15 protein-coding genes are annotated in these 17,201 nt (G+C 68.2%); 9 read left to right on the plus strand and 6 right to left on the minus strand.

Annotated elements, in window-relative coordinates:
- The first annotated feature begins 32 nt into the window (after positions 1–32).
- The gene (locus QHF89_RS19655; protein WP_136966430.1) at positions 33–590 is read left to right on the plus strand and encodes a protease complex subunit PrcB family protein; all 558 of its coding nucleotides are present in this window, start codon (positions 33–35) and stop codon (positions 588–590) included.
- 92 nt (positions 591–682) lie between these two features.
- On the opposite strand, the gene QHF89_RS19660 is transcribed toward QHF89_RS19655, so the two are convergent.
- The 3 genes from QHF89_RS19660 to QHF89_RS19670 all read right to left on the minus strand — a co-directional run bounded on the left by QHF89_RS19660 (position 683) and on the right by QHF89_RS19670 (position 4,521).
- The gene (locus QHF89_RS19660) at positions 683–2,911 is read right to left on the minus strand and encodes a MopE-related protein (RefSeq protein WP_136966429.1); all 2,229 of its coding nucleotides are present in this window, start codon (positions 2,909–2,911) and stop codon (positions 683–685) included.
- Positions 2,912–3,039: 128 nt separating this feature from the next.
- Entirely contained in the window at positions 3,040–4,005 is a 966-nt protein-coding gene (locus tag QHF89_RS19665) for a hypothetical protein (protein ID WP_284720705.1), read from the minus strand.
- A gap of 60 nt (positions 4,006–4,065) precedes the next feature.
- Positions 4,066–4,521, minus strand: coding sequence for a hypothetical protein (locus tag QHF89_RS19670; RefSeq protein WP_136966428.1), 456 nt, complete (start codon positions 4,519–4,521; stop codon positions 4,066–4,068).
- A gap of 128 nt (positions 4,522–4,649) precedes the next feature.
- On the opposite strand from QHF89_RS19670, the gene QHF89_RS19675 reads away from it, so the two are divergent.
- Positions 4,650–5,333 (plus strand): hypothetical protein, encoded by a 684-nt coding sequence (locus tag QHF89_RS19675; protein ID WP_136966427.1) that lies wholly within the window; start codon positions 4,650–4,652, stop codon positions 5,331–5,333.
- Positions 5,334–5,637: 304 nt separating this feature from the next.
- Here QHF89_RS19675 and QHF89_RS19680 read toward each other — a convergent pair whose 3' ends face one another.
- Both QHF89_RS19680 and QHF89_RS19685 read right to left on the minus strand, forming a co-directional pair.
- On the minus strand, positions 5,638–7,830 hold the full coding sequence (locus QHF89_RS19680; protein WP_136966426.1) for a tetratricopeptide repeat protein: 2,193 nt from the start codon (positions 7,828–7,830) through the stop codon (positions 5,638–5,640).
- Positions 7,827–9,158 (minus strand): AAA family ATPase, encoded by a 1,332-nt coding sequence (locus QHF89_RS19685; RefSeq protein ID WP_136966425.1) that lies wholly within the window; start codon positions 9,156–9,158, stop codon positions 7,827–7,829. The genes QHF89_RS19680 and QHF89_RS19685 overlap by 4 nt, the downstream gene beginning before the upstream one ends.
- 146 nt (positions 9,159–9,304) lie before the next feature.
- On the opposite strand from QHF89_RS19685, the gene QHF89_RS19690 reads away from it, so the two are divergent.
- From QHF89_RS19690 to QHF89_RS19700, 3 genes are read left to right on the plus strand one after another with little or no spacing between them, the layout of a single operon-like run.
- Positions 9,305–10,393, plus strand: a complete 1,089-nt coding sequence (locus tag QHF89_RS19690; protein WP_284720706.1) for a MaoC family dehydratase — start codon at positions 9,305–9,307, stop codon at positions 10,391–10,393.
- A gap of 31 nt (positions 10,394–10,424) precedes the next feature.
- Positions 10,425–10,838, plus strand: coding sequence for a methylmalonyl-CoA epimerase (gene mce, locus QHF89_RS19695; RefSeq protein ID WP_284720707.1), 414 nt, complete (start codon positions 10,425–10,427; stop codon positions 10,836–10,838).
- A gap of 10 nt (positions 10,839–10,848) precedes the next feature.
- A complete protein-coding gene (locus QHF89_RS19700; protein ID WP_136966423.1) occupies positions 10,849–11,163 on the plus strand; it encodes a cupin domain-containing protein in 315 nt (104 codons plus the stop codon).
- 75 nt (positions 11,164–11,238) lie between these two features.
- Here the strand turns inward: QHF89_RS19700 and QHF89_RS19705 are convergent, their stop codons facing one another.
- A complete protein-coding gene (locus tag QHF89_RS19705; protein ID WP_136927094.1) occupies positions 11,239–11,667 on the minus strand; it encodes a hypothetical protein in 429 nt (142 codons plus the stop codon).
- 107 nt (positions 11,668–11,774) lie between these two features.
- Between QHF89_RS19705 and QHF89_RS19710 the strand changes: the two genes are divergently transcribed.
- The 4 genes from QHF89_RS19710 to QHF89_RS19725 are packed head-to-tail and all read left to right on the plus strand — an operon-like array spanning position 11,775 to position 17,125.
- Complete coding sequence (locus QHF89_RS19710) at positions 11,775–12,743, plus strand: quinone oxidoreductase family protein (protein WP_136966422.1); 969 nt, start codon at positions 11,775–11,777, stop codon at positions 12,741–12,743.
- A gap of 45 nt (positions 12,744–12,788) precedes the next feature.
- Positions 12,789–14,468 (plus strand): urocanate hydratase, encoded by a 1,680-nt coding sequence (gene hutU / locus QHF89_RS19715; RefSeq protein ID WP_136927096.1) that lies wholly within the window; start codon positions 12,789–12,791, stop codon positions 14,466–14,468.
- A gap of 7 nt (positions 14,469–14,475) precedes the next feature.
- Positions 14,476–14,901, plus strand: coding sequence for a SpoIIAA family protein (locus QHF89_RS19720; RefSeq protein WP_136966421.1), 426 nt, complete (start codon positions 14,476–14,478; stop codon positions 14,899–14,901).
- Positions 14,902–14,914: 13 nt separating this feature from the next.
- Positions 14,915–17,125, plus strand: a complete 2,211-nt coding sequence (locus QHF89_RS19725; protein WP_136966420.1) for a prolyl oligopeptidase family serine peptidase — start codon at positions 14,915–14,917, stop codon at positions 17,123–17,125.
- The last annotated feature ends 76 nt before the right edge of the window (positions 17,126–17,201 follow it).

The raw sequence follows: 17,201 nt of genomic DNA on the forward strand, positions 1-17,201 counted from the left end.
GCTCTTGCCGGGCACCTCGCCCTGGGGGAATCATGAAGACGTTTTCCCGGAAGAACGTGCTCGGCTGGGCTCTCGTGGCGATCGTTTCGTGCACGGCCCTCGGTGACGCCTTGGCCAGGGAAGGAAGCAGACGTGCGCCGCGGGCTCCGAACCCGGGCGAGATCGCCGTGCCTTTCACGGAGCTGGAAGTGCGCGCCTCCGGCCGGCCGCGCGGCGAGCTGCGGACCCTCCTGACGTCGCCGCGGATGTACCAGGCTTTCGTCGGCAGCCGGCCGCCGGAAGACCTCGATTTCCAGCGTGAATGGGTGATCCTGTACGCGCCCGGCACGATGCCGACCGGCGGCTACGAGGCCGACATCTCGTACATCGGGCAATCCACGGACGGGCGTACGCTCACGATCGAGACCCGGCTCTTCGAACCGGGCCCCCATTGCTTCGTGACGCAGGCGCTCACGAATCCATACGTGCTCGTACGATTCCCGCGGCCGGAGACCGCGCGGCGCGTGGTCTTCAGCCACGTCACGGAGGAGCGCGACTGCACCTCGGAGCCGATGCTCTCGCGCCCCGGCGACGAGGCGTCGAGCGAGTGAACGCGTGAGCGGATGAGCGAGGCGCGCACGCCCGCGGCCCTCTGCGAGCCGCGGGCGTGCGTTGAAGGGTGTGTCCTTCCGTTACATTCGGATCACTGCGCGAGCTTCATGACGACCGCGTCCTCGCCGCCCGCGTTCGTCGTGAAGGTGCCGTCGCCGAAGAGGACGTTGTTGCTCCGGTAGCTGCCGCCGATCCACACGTTGGCCGAGCTGTCCGCGGCAATGGTCTCGCCCGACTCCGTCAGGCCGCCGCCGAACTTTTTGGTCCAGGCCGCGGTGCCGGCGGGGTTGTACTTCGCGACGAAGATGTCGTGCTCGCCGTTCGACGAGACGTCGCCCTTGCCGAAATTGGTGGTGGCCCAGAATTGGCCCGTGACGAGCACGTTGTTGAACGCGTCGACCGCGATGTCCTTGCCGCGCTGCGTGCTGATGCCGCCCATGGTCTTGCTCCACATGTGGAAGCCGGAAGGGCTGTACTTCGCGATGAACACGTCCTCCGCGCCGCCGCTCGTGACCGTGCCATTGCCGAGGTCCATCGAGCCGTTGTACTCGCCGGTCACGAGCACGTTGCCCGCGCTGTCGATCGTCACGGCGTTCGCGCGCTGGAGCTCCGCGTCGCCCGCGCCGATCACGAAGACGGGGTTGCCCATGGTGTCGAGCTTCGCGACGAAGATGTCATAACCGCCGACGCTCGTGAGCGTCTTGCCGCCGCCGAAATCGAGGCTGCTCTGGAACGCGCCGGCGAGCGCGATGTCGCCGGCGGGCGAGACCGCGAGGTCGTAAATGTATTGCGTCCCCGGCCCGGTGTACGCCTTCGCCCAGAGCGCCGTGCCATTCTTGTCCATCTTCGTGACGAAGAGCTCGAGCCCACCCCCCGCGCTCGGGGAGATGACGTGCGCGCCGATCGTGAGGTTGGCCGAGAACGTGCCGGAGACGTAGACGTTGTCCGCCGCGTCGACCGCGACGCTCGCCTCCTCCTGCGTGTACGCGTTCGCGATGGCCTGGCTCCAGACTTGGTTCCCCGTGGCAGCGGCGAGCTTCGCCACGAAGATATCACGCGAGCCCATGTTGCTCGTGAGCGCCCCGTCGCCGAAATCGATGGAGCCAAGGAACTCGCCCGTGATGAGCACGTCGCCCGCGCTGTCGATGGCAACGCTGGACACGTCCTGCCCGGCCGCGGTGCCGTACTTCTTCGCCCATACGACGGTGCCCGCCGAATTGTATTTGATGACGAAGAGGTTGTCGTTGCCCGTGCTGGTCAGCGTGCCGATCGGCGCGGGGAGGGTGATCGCCCCCGAGAACCTGCCGGCGACGACGCCATTGCCCTGCGTATCGGTCGCAGAGGCCAGCACGATCTGGGCCTGGTTGTTGCCGAAGGTCCGCACCCAGCTCGTGTCGCCGGTGCACGCAGGCGCCTGGCCATTGCAATCGTCGTCGCCGCTGGTCGCGCAGTTCTCCGGCGTCGGCACGATCTCGCCCACGCACGGCCCGTATCCGGAGCCGTTCGGCGCGCACGTCTCGATGCCCATCTTGCACAGGCCCACGCCTGCCGTGCCATTCGGCCCCGTGTAGCAGGCCTTCGTCGAGTTCGGCGCGCACGCGCAGTTCGCGCCGTCGTCCACGAACATGTCGCAATCGTCGTCGACGGCATTGCAGGTCTCGGCCTGCGGCAGGACCTGGCCCGCGCACGCGCCGTACGAGAGGCCGTCGGGCGCGCACGTCGCGGTGCCGCCCTTGCAAATGCCGACGTTTTGCGTGCCGTTCGGGCCCGTGTAGCAGGGCATCGAAGCGCCCGGCGAGCACAGGCAGCCCGCGCCGTCGCCGACCACGCCATTGCAGTCCTCGTCGGTCAGGCCGCACGTCTGGGGCCCCGGGACGACCTCGCCCACGCACGGGCCGTAGCTGAGGCCGTCGGGGTTGCAGGTCTTCACGCCCGCCATGCAGGCGCCGACGCCCATCGTGCCGTCGGGGCCCGTGTAGCAGGCCTGCGTGCTGCCCGGCGTGCAGCAGCCCTCGTCGACCTCGCCGTCGCAGTTGTTGTCCTTGTTGTCGCCGCAGACCTCGGGCGTGGGGACACACGCCATTCCGCCGCCGCCGCCCATGCCGCCGCCGCCCATGCCGCCGCCGCCCTGGCCGCCCACGCCGCCCTCCCCGCCCACGCCGCCGGTGCCGCCGCCGCCCTGCCCACCGGTGCCGCTCGAGCTGCTCGACCCCGTGATGTTCGGAAGCGGCTCGTCGCCGCCGCAGCCCGCGAGTCCCGCGCCGAGGACCAGCGCGAGGGACGAAAGTGTGAACGAAGCAAGATGACGCCGATGCAACATGGAACGAACCTCCGGAATGGAACGGGCTGCGAAGCCAAATGCAGCGCATCATCTACGAAATTGGGGCCCGCGCACAATAGGTCAGGCAAGAAATGCGCGCCGCGGCAAATTTGGAGATGTGGTCGGCGTTACTGATCTGTCGTCGGGAAGATCAGCACGAACGAGCCCTTTGCGGGTCGAAAGACCGTGGTCTTCGTGGGATGGGCGTCCCGCTTGAAATGCGGCATCCAGGGCAGCGCCTTCCACGCGTCGTTGTCCTGAATGAACTCGGGCACCACGAGGTCGAGCTCGACGTACCGGTCCGCGGTCGCGGCCGCGAGATCCGGCCCGAACGTCCACTTCTCGCGCCCGGGGCGCGCGGTGAGGTCGTTGTGAATGGCGCCGCCGTACGTGAGGACCATCTTGCCCGCGCCGGCGTTCGCGTTGCGGGAGGCGAGGGCCTTGGCCTTTTCATCCATGAGCCGCGTGATCATCTCCAGCATGACGATGACCGAATCCGGCCCGGCCTTCACGATCGCGTCGTAATCGGCGCAGCTCGCACGCAGGATATGGGGCTTCACGCCGAGCGCGTACGCCGCGTCGCCGAGCGTGACGAACTCGTTCTGGTTCGTCTTGGCCTGGCCTTGCGTGACGGGCTTCTGCTGCTCCGCGACCTGCGCCTCTTTTTCCTTCCCGCATTTGCCTTCGGACACCCAGATCTCGAGCACGATGTCGCTCGCCTTGCCGGCGAGCATGGGCAAAAACGTGTCGGTGAAGCGCTTCGTGGCCGTGGGGATGCCCTCCTTGCCCTTCTGCGCGTGCGACTCGCCGATGCCGAGGATGAGCGGGTTTTCCGCGAGGATCGCGGCAAACGCGGCCTGGGGCGTGTCGTAGAGCAGGCACCCCATCTCGCCACAAGGCTCGGGCGGAGCCGCAGGAACGGGCGCGGCGCTCGTGGAAGGGGCCGGGGCGGCGCTCGCGATCGGGGCGGGCACGGCGCTCGGGGTCGCCGCGGCGGTGGCCGTCGCGGGCGGCGGAGGCGAAGCGCTGTCGGGCGTGCGGCACGCGGCGAGAGAGACGAGGCAAAGGAGCGGGAGGAGGCGAGCGCTCAGCATGGCGGCAGGAGTGACGCGAGGACACGGAAGTTCCTCGGCGCTGTCAAGCGCTTCCGCGGCTCAGCGGAGGCCGGCGATTCGTTCGAGCTGCATCTGGTACGATTTCGAGAGCTTCGACTCGTCGACCCGCGGCCGGAGCGCCTTCAGCGCCGATCGCGTCGGCACGTCGACGTCGGCGCCGAGCCGCGCCGCTTCGAGGTGCAGCTCGAGCGCGCGCTTGTAGCCCGTCTGCGCCTTCCACACGTCGCCGCGCAAATCGTCGAGCTCGGCCCGATGCTGGGTGAGCATTGCGCACGCAGAGACCTTCTCGCGGCTGCCGAGCATCATCGCCGCGCTCGATGCGTCGTGCCGCGAGAGCGTCTCCCACATCGGGCCGAAGAGATGGATGGCCGTCGTGTGGACGAGCTCCACCGCTTCGTCGAGCCGTCCCGTCCGCTTCAAGCCGACGACACGACCGAAGACGTCCGCGAGCTGCTGGACCATACGGACCTTCAGGTCCTTGTGCGTGCTCGACATGCGCTTTTCCCCCGCACCCCTGGCGGAACGTGAACGTTACCAAACGGAAGTCCGCGGGTCGATATTCCGGCGGACGTTGACGGCGCGGCGCCCGTGCATGGTAGCTTCGACCCCGCAGGGAGGAGCCTATGGCCACACATCTCCGCGAAGACATGGCGGCCCAGACCGCCGCGGACATCTGCGCCGCGATCACGAGCGCGCTCGACAGTGATCCGATCACGCGGCCGCTCGCACCGTTATGGGACGCGCTGGCGCAGAAGGGGGACGGGCTCGCCGCGCAGCGCCGCGCGCTGGAGCGCGCGCTCGGGCGGGCGAGGGCGCGTCTGTCCGTGGCCGACGCGCGCTGGGACGCGGAGACGGCGAGCTTCGGTCGAGATGTCGTCAACGAATCGGAGGGGCGGCGCGATCGTCCGCCCTACACGCGGTTCTTCGTGGGCGTGACCCCTTCGGACGCGCAGGCATTCGGGGTCGATCGGGAGGTGAAGCAAGGGCGCGCGTGGATCGAGGAGCTCGGGCGCGAGCCGGGCGCGGCGCTCGCGACGAAGTGGACGCCGCGCCTTTCGAACGCGACAGACACGCTGGAGACGAACAGCAAGGAGCGTGAGGCGGCGATGTCCGCGCTCGCGCTGCAAGGGACGTCGGAGTTGCTTTACATCGGGGAGATCAACGTGGAGATCGACAAGCTGGAGGGCGCGTTGCTCCAGCACTTCCCCGGGCAGCCGAAGCGCGTCGCATCGTTCCTCGCGGCGACGAAGCCGCGCCGGAAGCGAAACGACGACGGAGACGAGGGGCCGTCGGGCAGCGAAGGCTGACGGACAGCGAGAGGGCGTCGCTCGAAGGGGGGAGCGAGCGACGTGGCTCACGCGAGAGGGGGGATCGACGCGGGGAGGAGGGATCTTGCGTGGCGCATGTGGGGTGCCCGGCGCGGGGGTGACAGGGGCGTGCGTGACGCACGGAGGTCCCTCGGCGCGGCGAGTGAGCATCTTGCGTGGCGCGCGGGGGTGGATCCTCACGTCGAGGAGGGGTCGTGCGTGACGCACGAGGGGGCGCGGAGGCGTCGAGGAAGGGCCGTGCGTGTCCCGGGGGACGAGGCATGGGGTGAGTGCGTTGTCAAGCTCACGAGGCGGGCGGAGGTTCGCCGAGATCCCGGTCGCGTTGCGCTTCGACCTCGGCGGCTTCGAGGTGGCGACCTTGGGAGCGGAGGGCGGCGGCGAGCTCGTTCCAGAGTTCTTTGCGGTTCTGGGGGTGAAGCTGGATGCGAAGCTCCGTGTCGCGCACGAAGGCAAGGAGCGCGTCGCGGGACGCGAGGCCGAGGAACCGAGATTCGAAGTCCGGCTCGACCGGAAGCGCGAGGAGCCTACGGAGCAAGACCTCGGCGTCTGCGGCGCGTCCGGCGCGGTTGAGCGCGATGGCAACGAGCGGCACGCGGTGAATGCCTTCCGGGGCGATAGCCGAGGAATACGGGTGCTCTCTCTTCAATGCGGCATCGGCGATCGTGAGAGCTTCCCGCGGCTCACCTCGCTCGAGGCGTAGCCGGGTCCGGAAGTGGTCGATGTCGAATCGCAGGTCCTTGTAGGAAGACGTATTGTGATCGTTCGCCAGACCTTCAGCGATCGCATCAGCTTCCTCGAAGCTCTTCCGCGCGTGTGCGCACTGAGCGAGCGCAAAGCAGATCTGCGCGCGCTCCTTACGATCTCCCGTTCTTCCAAGTGCCGACGTCAGGATCGCCTCAGCACGCTCCACGTCGCCAGTGCGCCGCAGCAGTTCCGCGATGCGCCTCAGATCCTTTGGCCGGGCTCGCGGCTCGTCCACGAGCATGACTGCGCGCTGGATCTGCCAGACGTTCCCTGGTGCAATGCCGCGACTTAACTCCATTTCAGCGAGCCGCGAATAGAGCGTGAGCATGTCCTCGGGCGGCACGTCGGGGTCGAGCATCTGCTCGGCACGGAGGAGCGCGTTCCAGGCTGTCGGCATCAACGTCGTCGCCTCTGTAAGACCGGCCTCCCAGGTGATGCGTCCAAACTCCAGCAGTGCGATACCCTGCAGAAAGTAGGCGTTCGCGTTCTCCCTTATAGTCAGCGATCGCGTTGCCCATACTGCAGCGGCTTCGAAATCACCGTGTTCGTAGGCGAGTCGCGAAAGGTCGATCCAGCGCTCTGGCAGCCGCTCACCTTGACAGAGGAGGAATTCGATCCGCAGTGCGCGGCCTTGGAGGAGAGAAAAGGGGCCGTCTCTATCCGCGAATTCCCACCCTTCGACCTCTCGAGCTGGGCGCCGAGAGGGACGCCACAACCCGATGCGTTTGCCGAGGTAGCGCTGGACCGAAGGAACGATGAAATGACCCTGGATGGGTGCCCGCTCCAGGCCAGCGCTTAGAATCCTATCGCTGAGCCTCGCGCCCGGGTCCGCGGAGCAGAGCATTGCTTCGAGGAGTTCATGCTCTGGATAGCCCCTCCGTAACAGTTCGATCAGGTATCCGATTACGACCGTCTCCTGTCCCGAGACCGCTGCGAGCCGTCCTGGATGTGTGGCGCCCGCATTCGCCAGCAGCTTTATCACTTCGTCGAGCTGGCTCCACACATCGTCCAAGATGTTCCAGAATCTATCCTCGTAAGGGTAGGGGACGAGCAGGATTGCCCTCGTCTTGCGCCGCGCCTCCATGAGAGCCAGCCGAAACCGCTCGGCTTCTTTGCGCCTAGTGACGTCACACGCGACCCACGCTCGCCCTGCATGTTGGATTTCGAGAACGATCTCCGCATAGGGCTTCGTCGCATGGATCCACCGGAGGCTCCGTCCCGGCAAAGCCTCTCGAAAGATCCGCTCGAACCGCTCGATTCGCGCCTGCTGATTCTGCAGGGACCGATGCTCGTTCCCATACGCAAACAAGATCCCCGGCGCCCGACACCGCAGCGCCTGCCGGATCCCAAAGACCGCATGCTCCGCCACGCCCGGCGGACACTCGTGCCGCTGCGCGATCCAATCGTAAAAATCGGGCGCCTCCCGGGCCAGCACCTCCGTGACCTCGCGCCGACAGAACAGCACGACCTTCAGCGATTTTCGCGCGAAGACCGGGCGGTTCATGTTCAGCCAGGACGCGTCCTCGGCTTCCGGTACGAGCACCACGACCGAGCCGTCGGCGAGCGTGGGCAGCTCGGCGGGCCTTGCCAGCACTTCGAGATCGGGATGGTCGACGAGCAGCGCGCGCACGAGCCCGCCGAGTCGCTCGGGCACCGCTTCGTCCACCAGGATGAGGACGCCTCGCGGGCTCAGCCGAAGGCCCAGGCGGATCTCTTCGATCCAGTCGTTCACAATTTGATCATGTGCCGGAGCAGGAGCGGGTGCGGGAAATACCACTCCGAGTCGTTCGGATACGGCAAGAGCGTGCCGTACGTGAGGAGTTCCTGCGCCAGGTTGCCCTCGGGGAGCCGATGATCCTGATCCTTCGCGATCTCCTCCAACGTCCGGATGTGGCCCTTGTTGAGCCCCGTCTCGCGCTGCCGCCGGGCCTCTTCGAGCACGCGCTCCACGAGCTCGTCCGTGGCCTGCACGAGGTCTTCCCGATGGGCGAGGCCGGCGATGCGAAAGACGAACTTCACGAACTCCCGCGCTCGGCCGCCGGAGTAGTAGGCGAGGTTGTCGATCTGCTCTGCCGTGAAGAGTTGATGCCCGCCCGGGAGATCCGCCACACGCCGCGCGAAGAGCTCCCGGAAAAACGCCACCCCAGGCCCCCGTTCCTTCGGGTTGTCCTTGCGGAGGACCGGCTCGTTCACGAGCGATGGGACATCGTGAAATCCCCGGATGGCTGCCGTCGCCGGATGATGCCGCAGCGCGAAGGGACCGCAGACGACCATGGGGCAGGCGAGCTGCGAAATGAGAACCGAATCGAGGAAGAGCGCCCTTGCGCGGTTGAAATCGCGGATCCTGTCGAGCCCGTCGATGATGAAGAGCACGCGTGATCCGCGCTGCTGCACGAGTCCGATCAGCGTATTGACACAATCGAGCAATGCCTGGACGTCGGACTCCTGGTCCGCGAGCGATTCTCGCGTTCTGCCAAAGGGCGCCGTCCACTTCACGGCCTCCGCGCCGGCCTTGAGCACCTGGAGCCCCGTACCCACGGCCCCGGGCGCGCCAGCGGCGGCGGAGGATGCCAGCACGACCATCGATTTCGCGAGCGAGGCGATGTCGATCTGCGGCGGCGCATCCGCGTTCGTCCTTTTCGCGAGCGCCGCCCATCGTTTTTCCAGGTCCTTGCGGTGCGCCTCGGGGAGCTCGTAGGCGAGGCGCTCCTCGGCCGCGCGAAGAAGCGCGACGCCCATGAGGAAACACACCTCCCAGGGGCTCACGCGCTCGATCGCCTGCGCGTCGTGCACGACCTCAGAGCAATGGCGCTCGAGGTCCACGAAGACCACGAACTCCTTGCCGGTCCGCTCCTCGGCGATGCGCTGGAGCTCCGTGGTTTTGCCCGTCCCGATCGTGCCCGTCACGAGGAGCCGCGGGATGCCACGCGGAATGTCCAGCCACTCGCAGATCGTCCCCGCAGGGCTCCGGCTTCGCGGCGCGCGCCACGCAGGGTTTCGTGGCGAGAGCTCTGGATCGAACCGATCGATCACCGTGAGCCATGTGTCGCGCCGGGACATGCGTGGAAGGGCTCCTCCGACGCGCACTTCTGCACGAAGGTCCGGCGGACGTCAAGCAAGCGGCAGAGCGCGCTCTCCCTTCGCATCCGCCCCGAACTCATGCCATGCTCGCCCCCGCTTCGTCCTCGGCACTCCTCCGATCCCGAATGCTCCACACGATCCGCTACGGTAGGCTCTTCGACGATTTCGTTCCCGGGTCGATCTACGCTCATCCTTGGGAAGTGACGGTCGACGAGGGCATGCTCGCCTTCTTCGCCGCCTCCTTCCAGGACGCGATGCCGACCTACGCGAGCCGGCGCGCGGCGCAGGAGCTCGGCCTCCGCGACAGGCCCGTCCACCCGCTCTTGCTGCTCAACCTCGGCCTTTCCTTCAGCGTGCACGACGTGAGCGAGCAGGCGATCGCTCACCTCGCGTACATGGACGTGCGCTTCCCGAACGCCTGTTACCCGGGCGATACCGTGGTCGCCGCGTCGCGGGTCATCGGCACGCGGCCCGTCTCGACCGGCGACAAAGGCGTGGTCCACGTGCGCACCGAGGTCTCGAACCAGGACGGCGAGGTCGTCTGTTCGTTTGAACGCAAAGTGCTCGTGCGCGTGGGCAAGGTCGCCGGGCGGGCCGCGATCGCCCCGCAAAGCCCGGTGGACGAGCGCGCCGCCGTGTCGGCCACGCCCCGCGCGCCCGCCGCGCTCCTCGGGGATCTGCCGGCGCCGCGCCGGGCGGTATTTCCCACGTTCTGGGACGATTTCGAGGTCGGCGACGTGTTCGCGCACGAGGGCGGACGCACCGTGAGCGAGGCCGAGCACATGCAGCTCACGACGCTCTTTCGGAACTCGCATCCGATGCACGTGGACGAGCGGTATTGCCAGAAAAGCTCGTTCGCCAAGACGCGCGTCGTCTTCGGCGGCCTCGTGCTCGCCTGGGTGCTCTCGCTGTCGAGCCGCGACACCGCGGGCAATGCCGTGTGGGACCTCGGCCTCGACGATGGCGCGCACCCGAGCGGCGTGCTCGCCGGTGATACGCTCTACGCGGCGTCGTCGGTCGTCGCCAAGGAAGAGCGCGGCAAGGACACGGGGGTCGTGGTCCTGCGCGTGATCGGGCTCAAGAACACGCCAGCGCGGATCCTGCTCGAGCGCGGCGCGGATCTGTTTTCGCCCGAGCTCGGCAAGACGGCCGGCCGCGTGCCCGAGAAGGCCGTCGAGATCACCCGCACGCTCCTCGTGCGGCGTCGCACGTGAATTGCATTCACTCACCGGCCCGGAGAGCATCATGATCAAGATCAAGCGCATCGATCACGTCGCCATCGCCGTCGACAACATCGATCACGCGCTCGTGAAGTGGCAGCAGGCGCTCGGCCTCGAGCCCACCGTGCGGGAGCTCGTCTCCTCGCAGAAAACCGAAGCCGTGCTGCTGCCCGTGGGCGAAAGCAACGTCGAGCTCATCGAGCCGAAGGGCAACGAGGGGCTGCAAAAGTTCCTCGAAAAAAGAGGGCCCGGCCTGCACCACATCGCCGTGGAGGTCGAGGGCCTGGAGGCCGCGCTCGCGCTCTTGAAATCGCTCCACGTCCCGCTGATCGACGAGACCCCGCGCATCGGCGCGCGCGGGCACAAGGTGGCGTTCGTGCACCCGCGCGCGACGGGCGGCGTGCTCGTCGAGCTCGTCGAGCCCGAGGCGTCGCATTGACGAGCACGCCATGACGATCACCCCGATCCGGCTCGGCGAGGCGCTCCGCGGCGAGGGCGATCGCGAGGTCCGCACCGTCCTCGCCGACGAGCGCCGCAAGCTCGTGCTCATCGCGCTGCGCGCGGGCGCGGTGCTCGCCGCGCACCACGCGATCCACCCGATCACCATCCATTGCCTCGAAGGCCAGGGCGAGCTCCGCGTGGGCGAGGAGGTGTTCCCGATGTCGCCGGGCGTCGTCGTGCCGCTCGACGCCCACGTCGTGCACGAGGTGGAAGGGAAACCCACGCTCGTGCTGCTCGTGACGATGTTTCGCGACAAGAAGTGAGGTCGACGCGTTCGTCGGGGCCGATCGAATTGCCCGGACGAACGTCGTTTGTCCAACCCTACGATTGTCGTTCGGCTACTTGCGCCTCTCGGCGGCGGCGACGGCGGCGACCACCTCGGAAAAGTCCCACTTGTCGGTCGCGGCGTCCGCGCTGCTCGGCGGCGGTGGCGGGAACGCGCTCTTCCGGGCGACGGCGGCGAGGAGCTGCCCGAGCGTCACCTCGGCCTCGCGTGGGCTGCCCGCGACCCCGAGCTTCGCGCCCACGTCCTTCGCCACCATGTCGAATGCCTCGGGGTCGAAGTCGTAGAGCTCGGCGTCCACGAGGAGCACGAGCGGCCGATACTGCGCCGAGTCGCTGCGCAGATCGAGCAGGTTCGACTCGCGCAGGCCCACGCCGGAGGGCTCGAGCACCACGCCCGCCCGCGTGAGGGTGTCAGGCGGCAGACCCACGGCGAGGACCGTCGGGGCATGGAAGCTCACGGGGGTCGGGCGATCGAAGGCCATGGCTCCCCCGCAATACCAGAATCCGATCGGCTTTGGAATGTGGCCGCTCGTTCTCGGCCACCCATCGAGCCCTTGACGCTCGGGGCCACCTCGGCGAATTGCAACGCATGCGCGCCATCGCCGTTTCCACGCCGGGCGGCCGGGAGGTTCTCTCCCTCGCCGAGATCGACACCCCCACCCCAGGACCAGGTCAAGTGCGCGTCCGCGTCGAGGCCGCGGGCGTGAACTACATTGACGTCTATCAGCGCACCGGTCTCTACAAGATGCCCCTTCCTGGGCGGATCGGCCTCGAAGGTGCCGGTGTGGTCGAGCTCGTGGGCCCCGAGGTCACGTCGCTCGCGCCCGGCCAGCGCGTCGCCTGGTCGAGCGTGCCCGGCTCCTATGCGAGCCACGTGATCGCACCCGCGGACAAGCTCGTCGTCGTGCCCGACGGCGTCGACACGAAGACGGCCGCGGCCGTGATGCTGCAAGGCATGACCGCGCAATACCTCGTGACCTCGACGTACGCGCTCGGCCCGGGCGATACGTGCATCGTGCACGCGGCCGCGGGCGGCGTGGGCCTGCTTTTGTGCCAGCTCGCCGATCACGCGGGCGCATTCGTGTTCGGCACCGTCTCGACCGCGGAGAAGGCCGCTCTCGCGCGCGCCGCGGGCGCCGACGAGGTGATCCTTTACCGCGAGGTCGATTTCGCCGCCGAAGCCCGGCGTCACACGGATGGCGCAGGCGTCGACGTCGTGTACGACTCCGTCGGCAAAGACACCTTCGATCGTAGCCTGCTGGCGCTCAAGCGGCGCGGCATGCTCGTGCTTTACGGGCAATCGAGCGGCATGGTCCCGCCCTTCGATCCGACGCGCCTCTCCACGGCGGGTTCGGTGTTCCTGACGCGGCCGAGCCTCAACGACTATACGGCCACGCGCGAGGAGCTCGCTTCCCGCGCCGCGCAGCTCTTCGCGCGGATCGTCGAGGGCGCGCTTTCCGTCCGCATCCACGCTGAGCTTCCGCTCGCGGACGCCGCCGAGGCCCACCGCCGCCTCGAAGGCCGCGAGACGACGGGCAAGCTCCTCTTGATCCCGTAGCGCCGAGCGGTCCCCATTCTCCGGCTGTCGTGGTAAAGCGGGGGCATGTCGACCCGCCAATCAGGTCCCCGTCCGGTCCGCGCGCCCCGCGGTTCCACCCTTTCTTGCAAGGGCTGGGTGCAGGAGGCCGCGCTGCGCATGCTGCACAACAACCTCGACGCCGAGGTCGCAGAGCGGCCGGACGATCTCGTCGTGTACGGCGGCACGGGCAAGGCGGCGCGCTCGTGGGAGGCGTTCGATGTCCTCGCGCGCGAGCTTCGGGATCTCGCGGACGACGAGACGCTCCTCGTGCAGTCGGGCAAGGCCGTGGGTCGGTTTCGCACACATCCGGACGCGCCGCGCGTGCTCATCGCGAACTCGAACCTCGTCGGCCGCTGGGCGAACTGGGACGAGTTCCGCAAGCTCGAGCAGCTCGGCCTGACGATGTACGGCCAGATGACGGCGGGCTCGTGGATCTACATCGGCACGCAGGGCATCTTGCAGGGCACGTACGAGACGTTTGTCGCGGCGCGCAAGGCGCACGAGGCGCGCTCGGGCCGCGAGGGCGGGCGCTGGGTGCTCACGGCGGGGCTCGGCGGCATGGGCGGCGCGCAGCCGCTCGCCGCGACGATGGCCGGCATGTCCTGCCTCGCGGTCGAGATCGATCCGCACCGCATCGAGCGCCGCCTGGAGACGAAGTACGTCGATCAGCGCATCGACGACCTCGGCAAGGCGCTCGCCGCGATCGAGGCGGCCGTCGAAAAGAACCAGCCCACGTCGATCGCGATCTGCGCGAACGCGGCCGACATCTTCCCCGAGCTCGTGCGGCGCGGGGTGGTGCCGGACCTCGTCACCGAGCAGACGGCCGCGCACGATCCGCTGATCGGCTACATCCCCGACGGCCTCTCGCTCGCGGAGGCGGCCGCGCTCCGGGCCTCGAACCCGAAGGAGTACGTGACGCGGGCGAAGCGCTCCATGCGGATCGAAGTCGAGGCCATGCTGGAGATGGCGCAATGCGGGTCGGAGGTCTTCGACTACGGCAACAACATCCGCACGTGCGCGCAGGAGGCCGGCTGCGAGCGCGCCTTCGACATCCCGGGCTTCGTGCCCGCGTACATCCGTGAGCTCTTTTGCCAGGGCAAGGGCCCGTTCCGCTGGGTCGCGCTCTCGGGGGATCCGGAGGACATCCTGGTCACGGACCGCGCGGTGCTCGAAGCCGTGCCGAACGATCCCGACCTCGCGCGGTGGATCAAGCTCGCCCAGGAGCGCGTCAAGTTCCAGGGTTTGCCCGCGCGCATCTGCTGGCTCGGGTATGGTGATCGCGCCAAGGTCGGCCTCGCGTTCAACGAGCTGGTTCGTCAGGGCAAAGTGAAGGCGCCGATCGTGATCGGCCGCGACCACCTCGATTGCGGGTCGGTGGCGAGCCCGTTCCGCGAGACGGAGGCCATGAAGGACGGCTCGGACGCGATTGCGGACTGGGCGATCCTGAACGCGCTGGCGACGACGGCGGGCGGCGCGTCCTGGGTGAGCTTCCACCACGGCGGCGGCGTGGGCATCGGCAATTCGCTGCACGCGGGCATGGTCATCGTCGCGGATGGAACGGACGCGGCGGCGCGGCGGCTCGAACGAGTATTGACGATCGACCCTGGAATGGGCGTGATTCGCCACGCGGACGCGGGGTACGAGACGGCGCTGCACGTCGCCGAGGAAAAGGGCGTCCGGGTGCCACACCGGGCGAGAGGCTGAGGGCGTCGTGAGGGCGGGGGCGCACGACATCGATATAGAAAAGCCGGATCTCGTGGTTCTTCGTATCCGCGGTGAGATCTTTCCCGCGGATGCGGAGGCCTTCGGCACGGCCATGAAGTCGCATGCCGTGGGGGGGACCGGCTTCATTCTCAGCATCGTCGAGGGCGAGATCGCGATGAACGCGACGAGCCGGAAGACGTTCATCGCGACGATGCGCGGCGTGCCTCGCCTCGTCGACGCCGTGGTCGGCGCGAGCTTCGGCGCCCGCGTGCTCGCGCAGCTCGTCGCGACCGCCGCGCGCGTGCTCGTGCGGAGCGGGTTCGACCTTGGCTTTTTCGACGACGAGCCGAGCGCACGGGCGTGGCTCCGCGCCCAGGGGTGTGTCGCGTGCGGGGCGACATCCGGACCTGACAGATCGTCCGGATCGTCGTAACCTCCGCCCCGACATGACCTTGGTCCGTTCGTTCGCGGCGCTCGCGCCCCTCGCGCTCCTCCTCCTCGCCTGCCCCGGCACCTCGCCGGTCACCGGCCCGAAGGATAAGGCAGGCCCGTCCCCGTCGGCCTCAGCGTCCGTCGAGGCGCCGGGACCCGAGCTCGACGCGCCCCCGCCCACGCCCAAAAAGGCCGTGTTCAAGGAATACCACGGCGAGAGCGTCGCCGACGATTACCAGTGGCTCGAAGACGGCACGAGCTCCGACGTCAAGAGCTGGGTCGGCGACCACAACCGGCGGACGCGGGCCTTCCTGGACATCCTCCCCGGCCGTCAGGCGCTCTACACGAGCGTGCGCAAGTTCGTCGAATACGGCACGCCCGCGTTTTACGCGTTCCAGCACAAGGGCGGCGTCCTCTTTTCGATGCGCTGGCGCCCGCCGAAGCAGCAGCCGTTCCTGGTCACGCTCACGCCCGTCGACAAGCCGAACGCCGAGAAGGTCCTCCTCGATCCGAACACGGTCGATCCTTCGGGCAATACCTCGATCGATTATTACGTCGCCTCGCCCGACGGCGGGAAGGTCGCGGTCTCGCTCTCGAAGGGCGACCGCGCAGGCGGCTCGATCCGCGTCTTCGACGTGGGCTCGGGCCGCGAGATCGCCGAGGTCGTCCCGCAGGGCGCCGGCCGTTACAAGGGCAAGAGCATTGCCTGGAATGCGGGCGGCACCGGATTTTTCTATACGCGGTATCCCGCGGAGGGCGAGGGCAAACCCGAGGATCGCGGGTTTTTCCAGAAGGTCTATTTCCACAAGCTCTACACGCCCGTGAAGGACGACGCGCCGGCCATCGACAAGCTGCCGCGCCTCGCGCAGATCGACCTCGAGACGAGCGGCGACGGCAAATTCGTCACGGCGCGCATCGAGAGCGGCTACGGCGGGCCGAAAGAGCACCACGTCTTCCGCCAGGGCGGGGGTTTTTCCAAGGTCGCGGACGCCGCCGACGAGGTCGAGCGCACGGTCGCGGGGCCCGACGGCGACCTCTACATCATCTCGAAGAAGGACGCGCCGCGCGGCAAGCTCCTGCGCACCTCGGCGTGGAAGCCGCAGCTCGCGAAGGCCACGGTCGTCGTGCCCGAGGGCGAGTCGGTCCTGCTCGACGTGCTCCCCACGCTCCAGCGCATCTACGTGCGCAGCAGCGCGGGCGGGCCCTCCGAGATGCGCTGGTTCGACCTCAAGGGCAAGCCCGGCGGCGTCGTCCCGACCTTGCCCGTCTCCGCGGTGCACGAGGTCGTGCTGCTCCAGGAGGACGACCTCTACTTCGAGAACGAGAGCTTCACCGAGGCCTCGGCCTGGTATCGCTTCCGCGCGTCGAGCGGCAAGGTCGAGAAGACCGCGATGGCCCAGCCCGCGACGGCCGATTTCGGCGACGCGACCGTGGTGCGCGAGACGTGCACCTCGAAGGACGGCACGAAGATCCCGCTCAGCATCCTGCGCCGCAAGGACGCGAAGTTCGACGGGCAGAACCCCACGATCCTCACGGGGCAGGGCGGCTTCGGTGTGGTCGTCTCGCCGGACTACGACCCCACGCGGCGCGCCTGGCTCGACGTCGGCGGGATCGTCGCGGTCGCGAACCTGCGCGGCGGCGGCGAGGGCGGCGACGGCTGGCACAAGGCCGGCATGCTCACGCAGAAGCAGACCGTGTTCGACGATTTCTTCGCCTGCGCCGAGCGATTGTTCGAGCTCAAAGTGACGAAGAGCGACAAGCTCGCGCTCCTCGGCGCGCCGCAGTCGCCCTTGCTCATGGGCGCGGCGCTCACGCAGCGGCCCGACATGTTCCGCGCCATCGTCGCGCGCGGCGGCATCTACGACATGCTCCGGCTCGAAGGCACGCCGAACGGCGCGTACGACGTCCCCGAGTACGGCTCGATCGCCGACGAGAAGCAGTTCAAGGCGCTCTACGGCTACTCGCCGTACCACCGCGTCGAGGACGGCAAGCCCTACCCCGCGACGCTCCTGCTCACCGGTGAAAACGACCCGCGCGGCGATCCTTCGCACGCCCGCAAGATGGCCGCGCGCCTGCTCGCGGCGACGAGCGCGAAGGCGCCGATCCTCCTGCGTTCGAGCGGCGACACGGGCCGCGGCGTCGGCACGCCGCTCGACCACGCGGTGCTCGAAGCCGTGGACGTCTACACATTTCTATTTCACGTGCTCGGCATCCGGAAGCCGTGAACGTGGTGCGAATCGAGTGCGAATCGATCTTCGCGCCACGTCGAGCTTGACTTGATCGGCGCGGGACCCGAAATCC

The sequence above is a fragment of the Polyangium sorediatum genome (assembly GCF_029946465.1).
Lineage (GTDB): Bacteria > Myxococcota_A > Polyangia > Polyangiales > Polyangiaceae > Polyangium > Polyangium fumosum.

Bases quoted from the DNA above. Each gene is read 5' to 3' on its own strand.
- QHF89_RS19705 (WP_136927094.1), bottom strand. From the start codon at position 11,667: ATGGCCTTCGATCGCCCGACCCCCGTGAGCTTCCATGCCCCGACGGTC.
- QHF89_RS19675 (WP_136966427.1), top strand. From the start codon at position 4,650: ATGGCCACACATCTCCGCGAAGACATGGCGGCCCAGACCGCCGCGGAC.
- QHF89_RS19690 (WP_284720706.1), top strand. From the start codon at position 9,305: ATGCTCCACACGATCCGCTACGGTAGGCTCTTCGACGATTTCGTTCCC.
- QHF89_RS19655 (WP_136966430.1), top strand. From the start codon at position 33: ATGAAGACGTTTTCCCGGAAGAACGTGCTCGGCTGGGCTCTCGTGGCG.
- QHF89_RS19700 (WP_136966423.1), top strand. From the start codon at position 10,849: ATGACGATCACCCCGATCCGGCTCGGCGAGGCGCTCCGCGGCGAGGGC.
- QHF89_RS19710 (WP_136966422.1), top strand. From the start codon at position 11,775: ATGCGCGCCATCGCCGTTTCCACGCCGGGCGGCCGGGAGGTTCTCTCC.
- mce (WP_284720707.1), top strand. From the start codon at position 10,425: ATGATCAAGATCAAGCGCATCGATCACGTCGCCATCGCCGTCGACAAC.
- QHF89_RS19725 (WP_136966420.1), top strand. From the start codon at position 14,915: ATGACCTTGGTCCGTTCGTTCGCGGCGCTCGCGCCCCTCGCGCTCCTC.
- QHF89_RS19670 (WP_136966428.1), bottom strand. From the start codon at position 4,521: ATGTCGAGCACGCACAAGGACCTGAAGGTCCGTATGGTCCAGCAGCTC.
- QHF89_RS19660 (WP_136966429.1), bottom strand. From the start codon at position 2,911: ATGTTGCATCGGCGTCATCTTGCTTCGTTCACACTTTCGTCCCTCGCG.
- hutU (WP_136927096.1), top strand. From the start codon at position 12,789: ATGTCGACCCGCCAATCAGGTCCCCGTCCGGTCCGCGCGCCCCGCGGT.
- QHF89_RS19665 (WP_284720705.1), bottom strand. From the start codon at position 4,005: ATGCTGAGCGCTCGCCTCCTCCCGCTCCTTTGCCTCGTCTCTCTCGCC.
- QHF89_RS19685 (WP_136966425.1), bottom strand. From the start codon at position 9,158: ATGTCCCGGCGCGACACATGGCTCACGGTGATCGATCGGTTCGATCCA.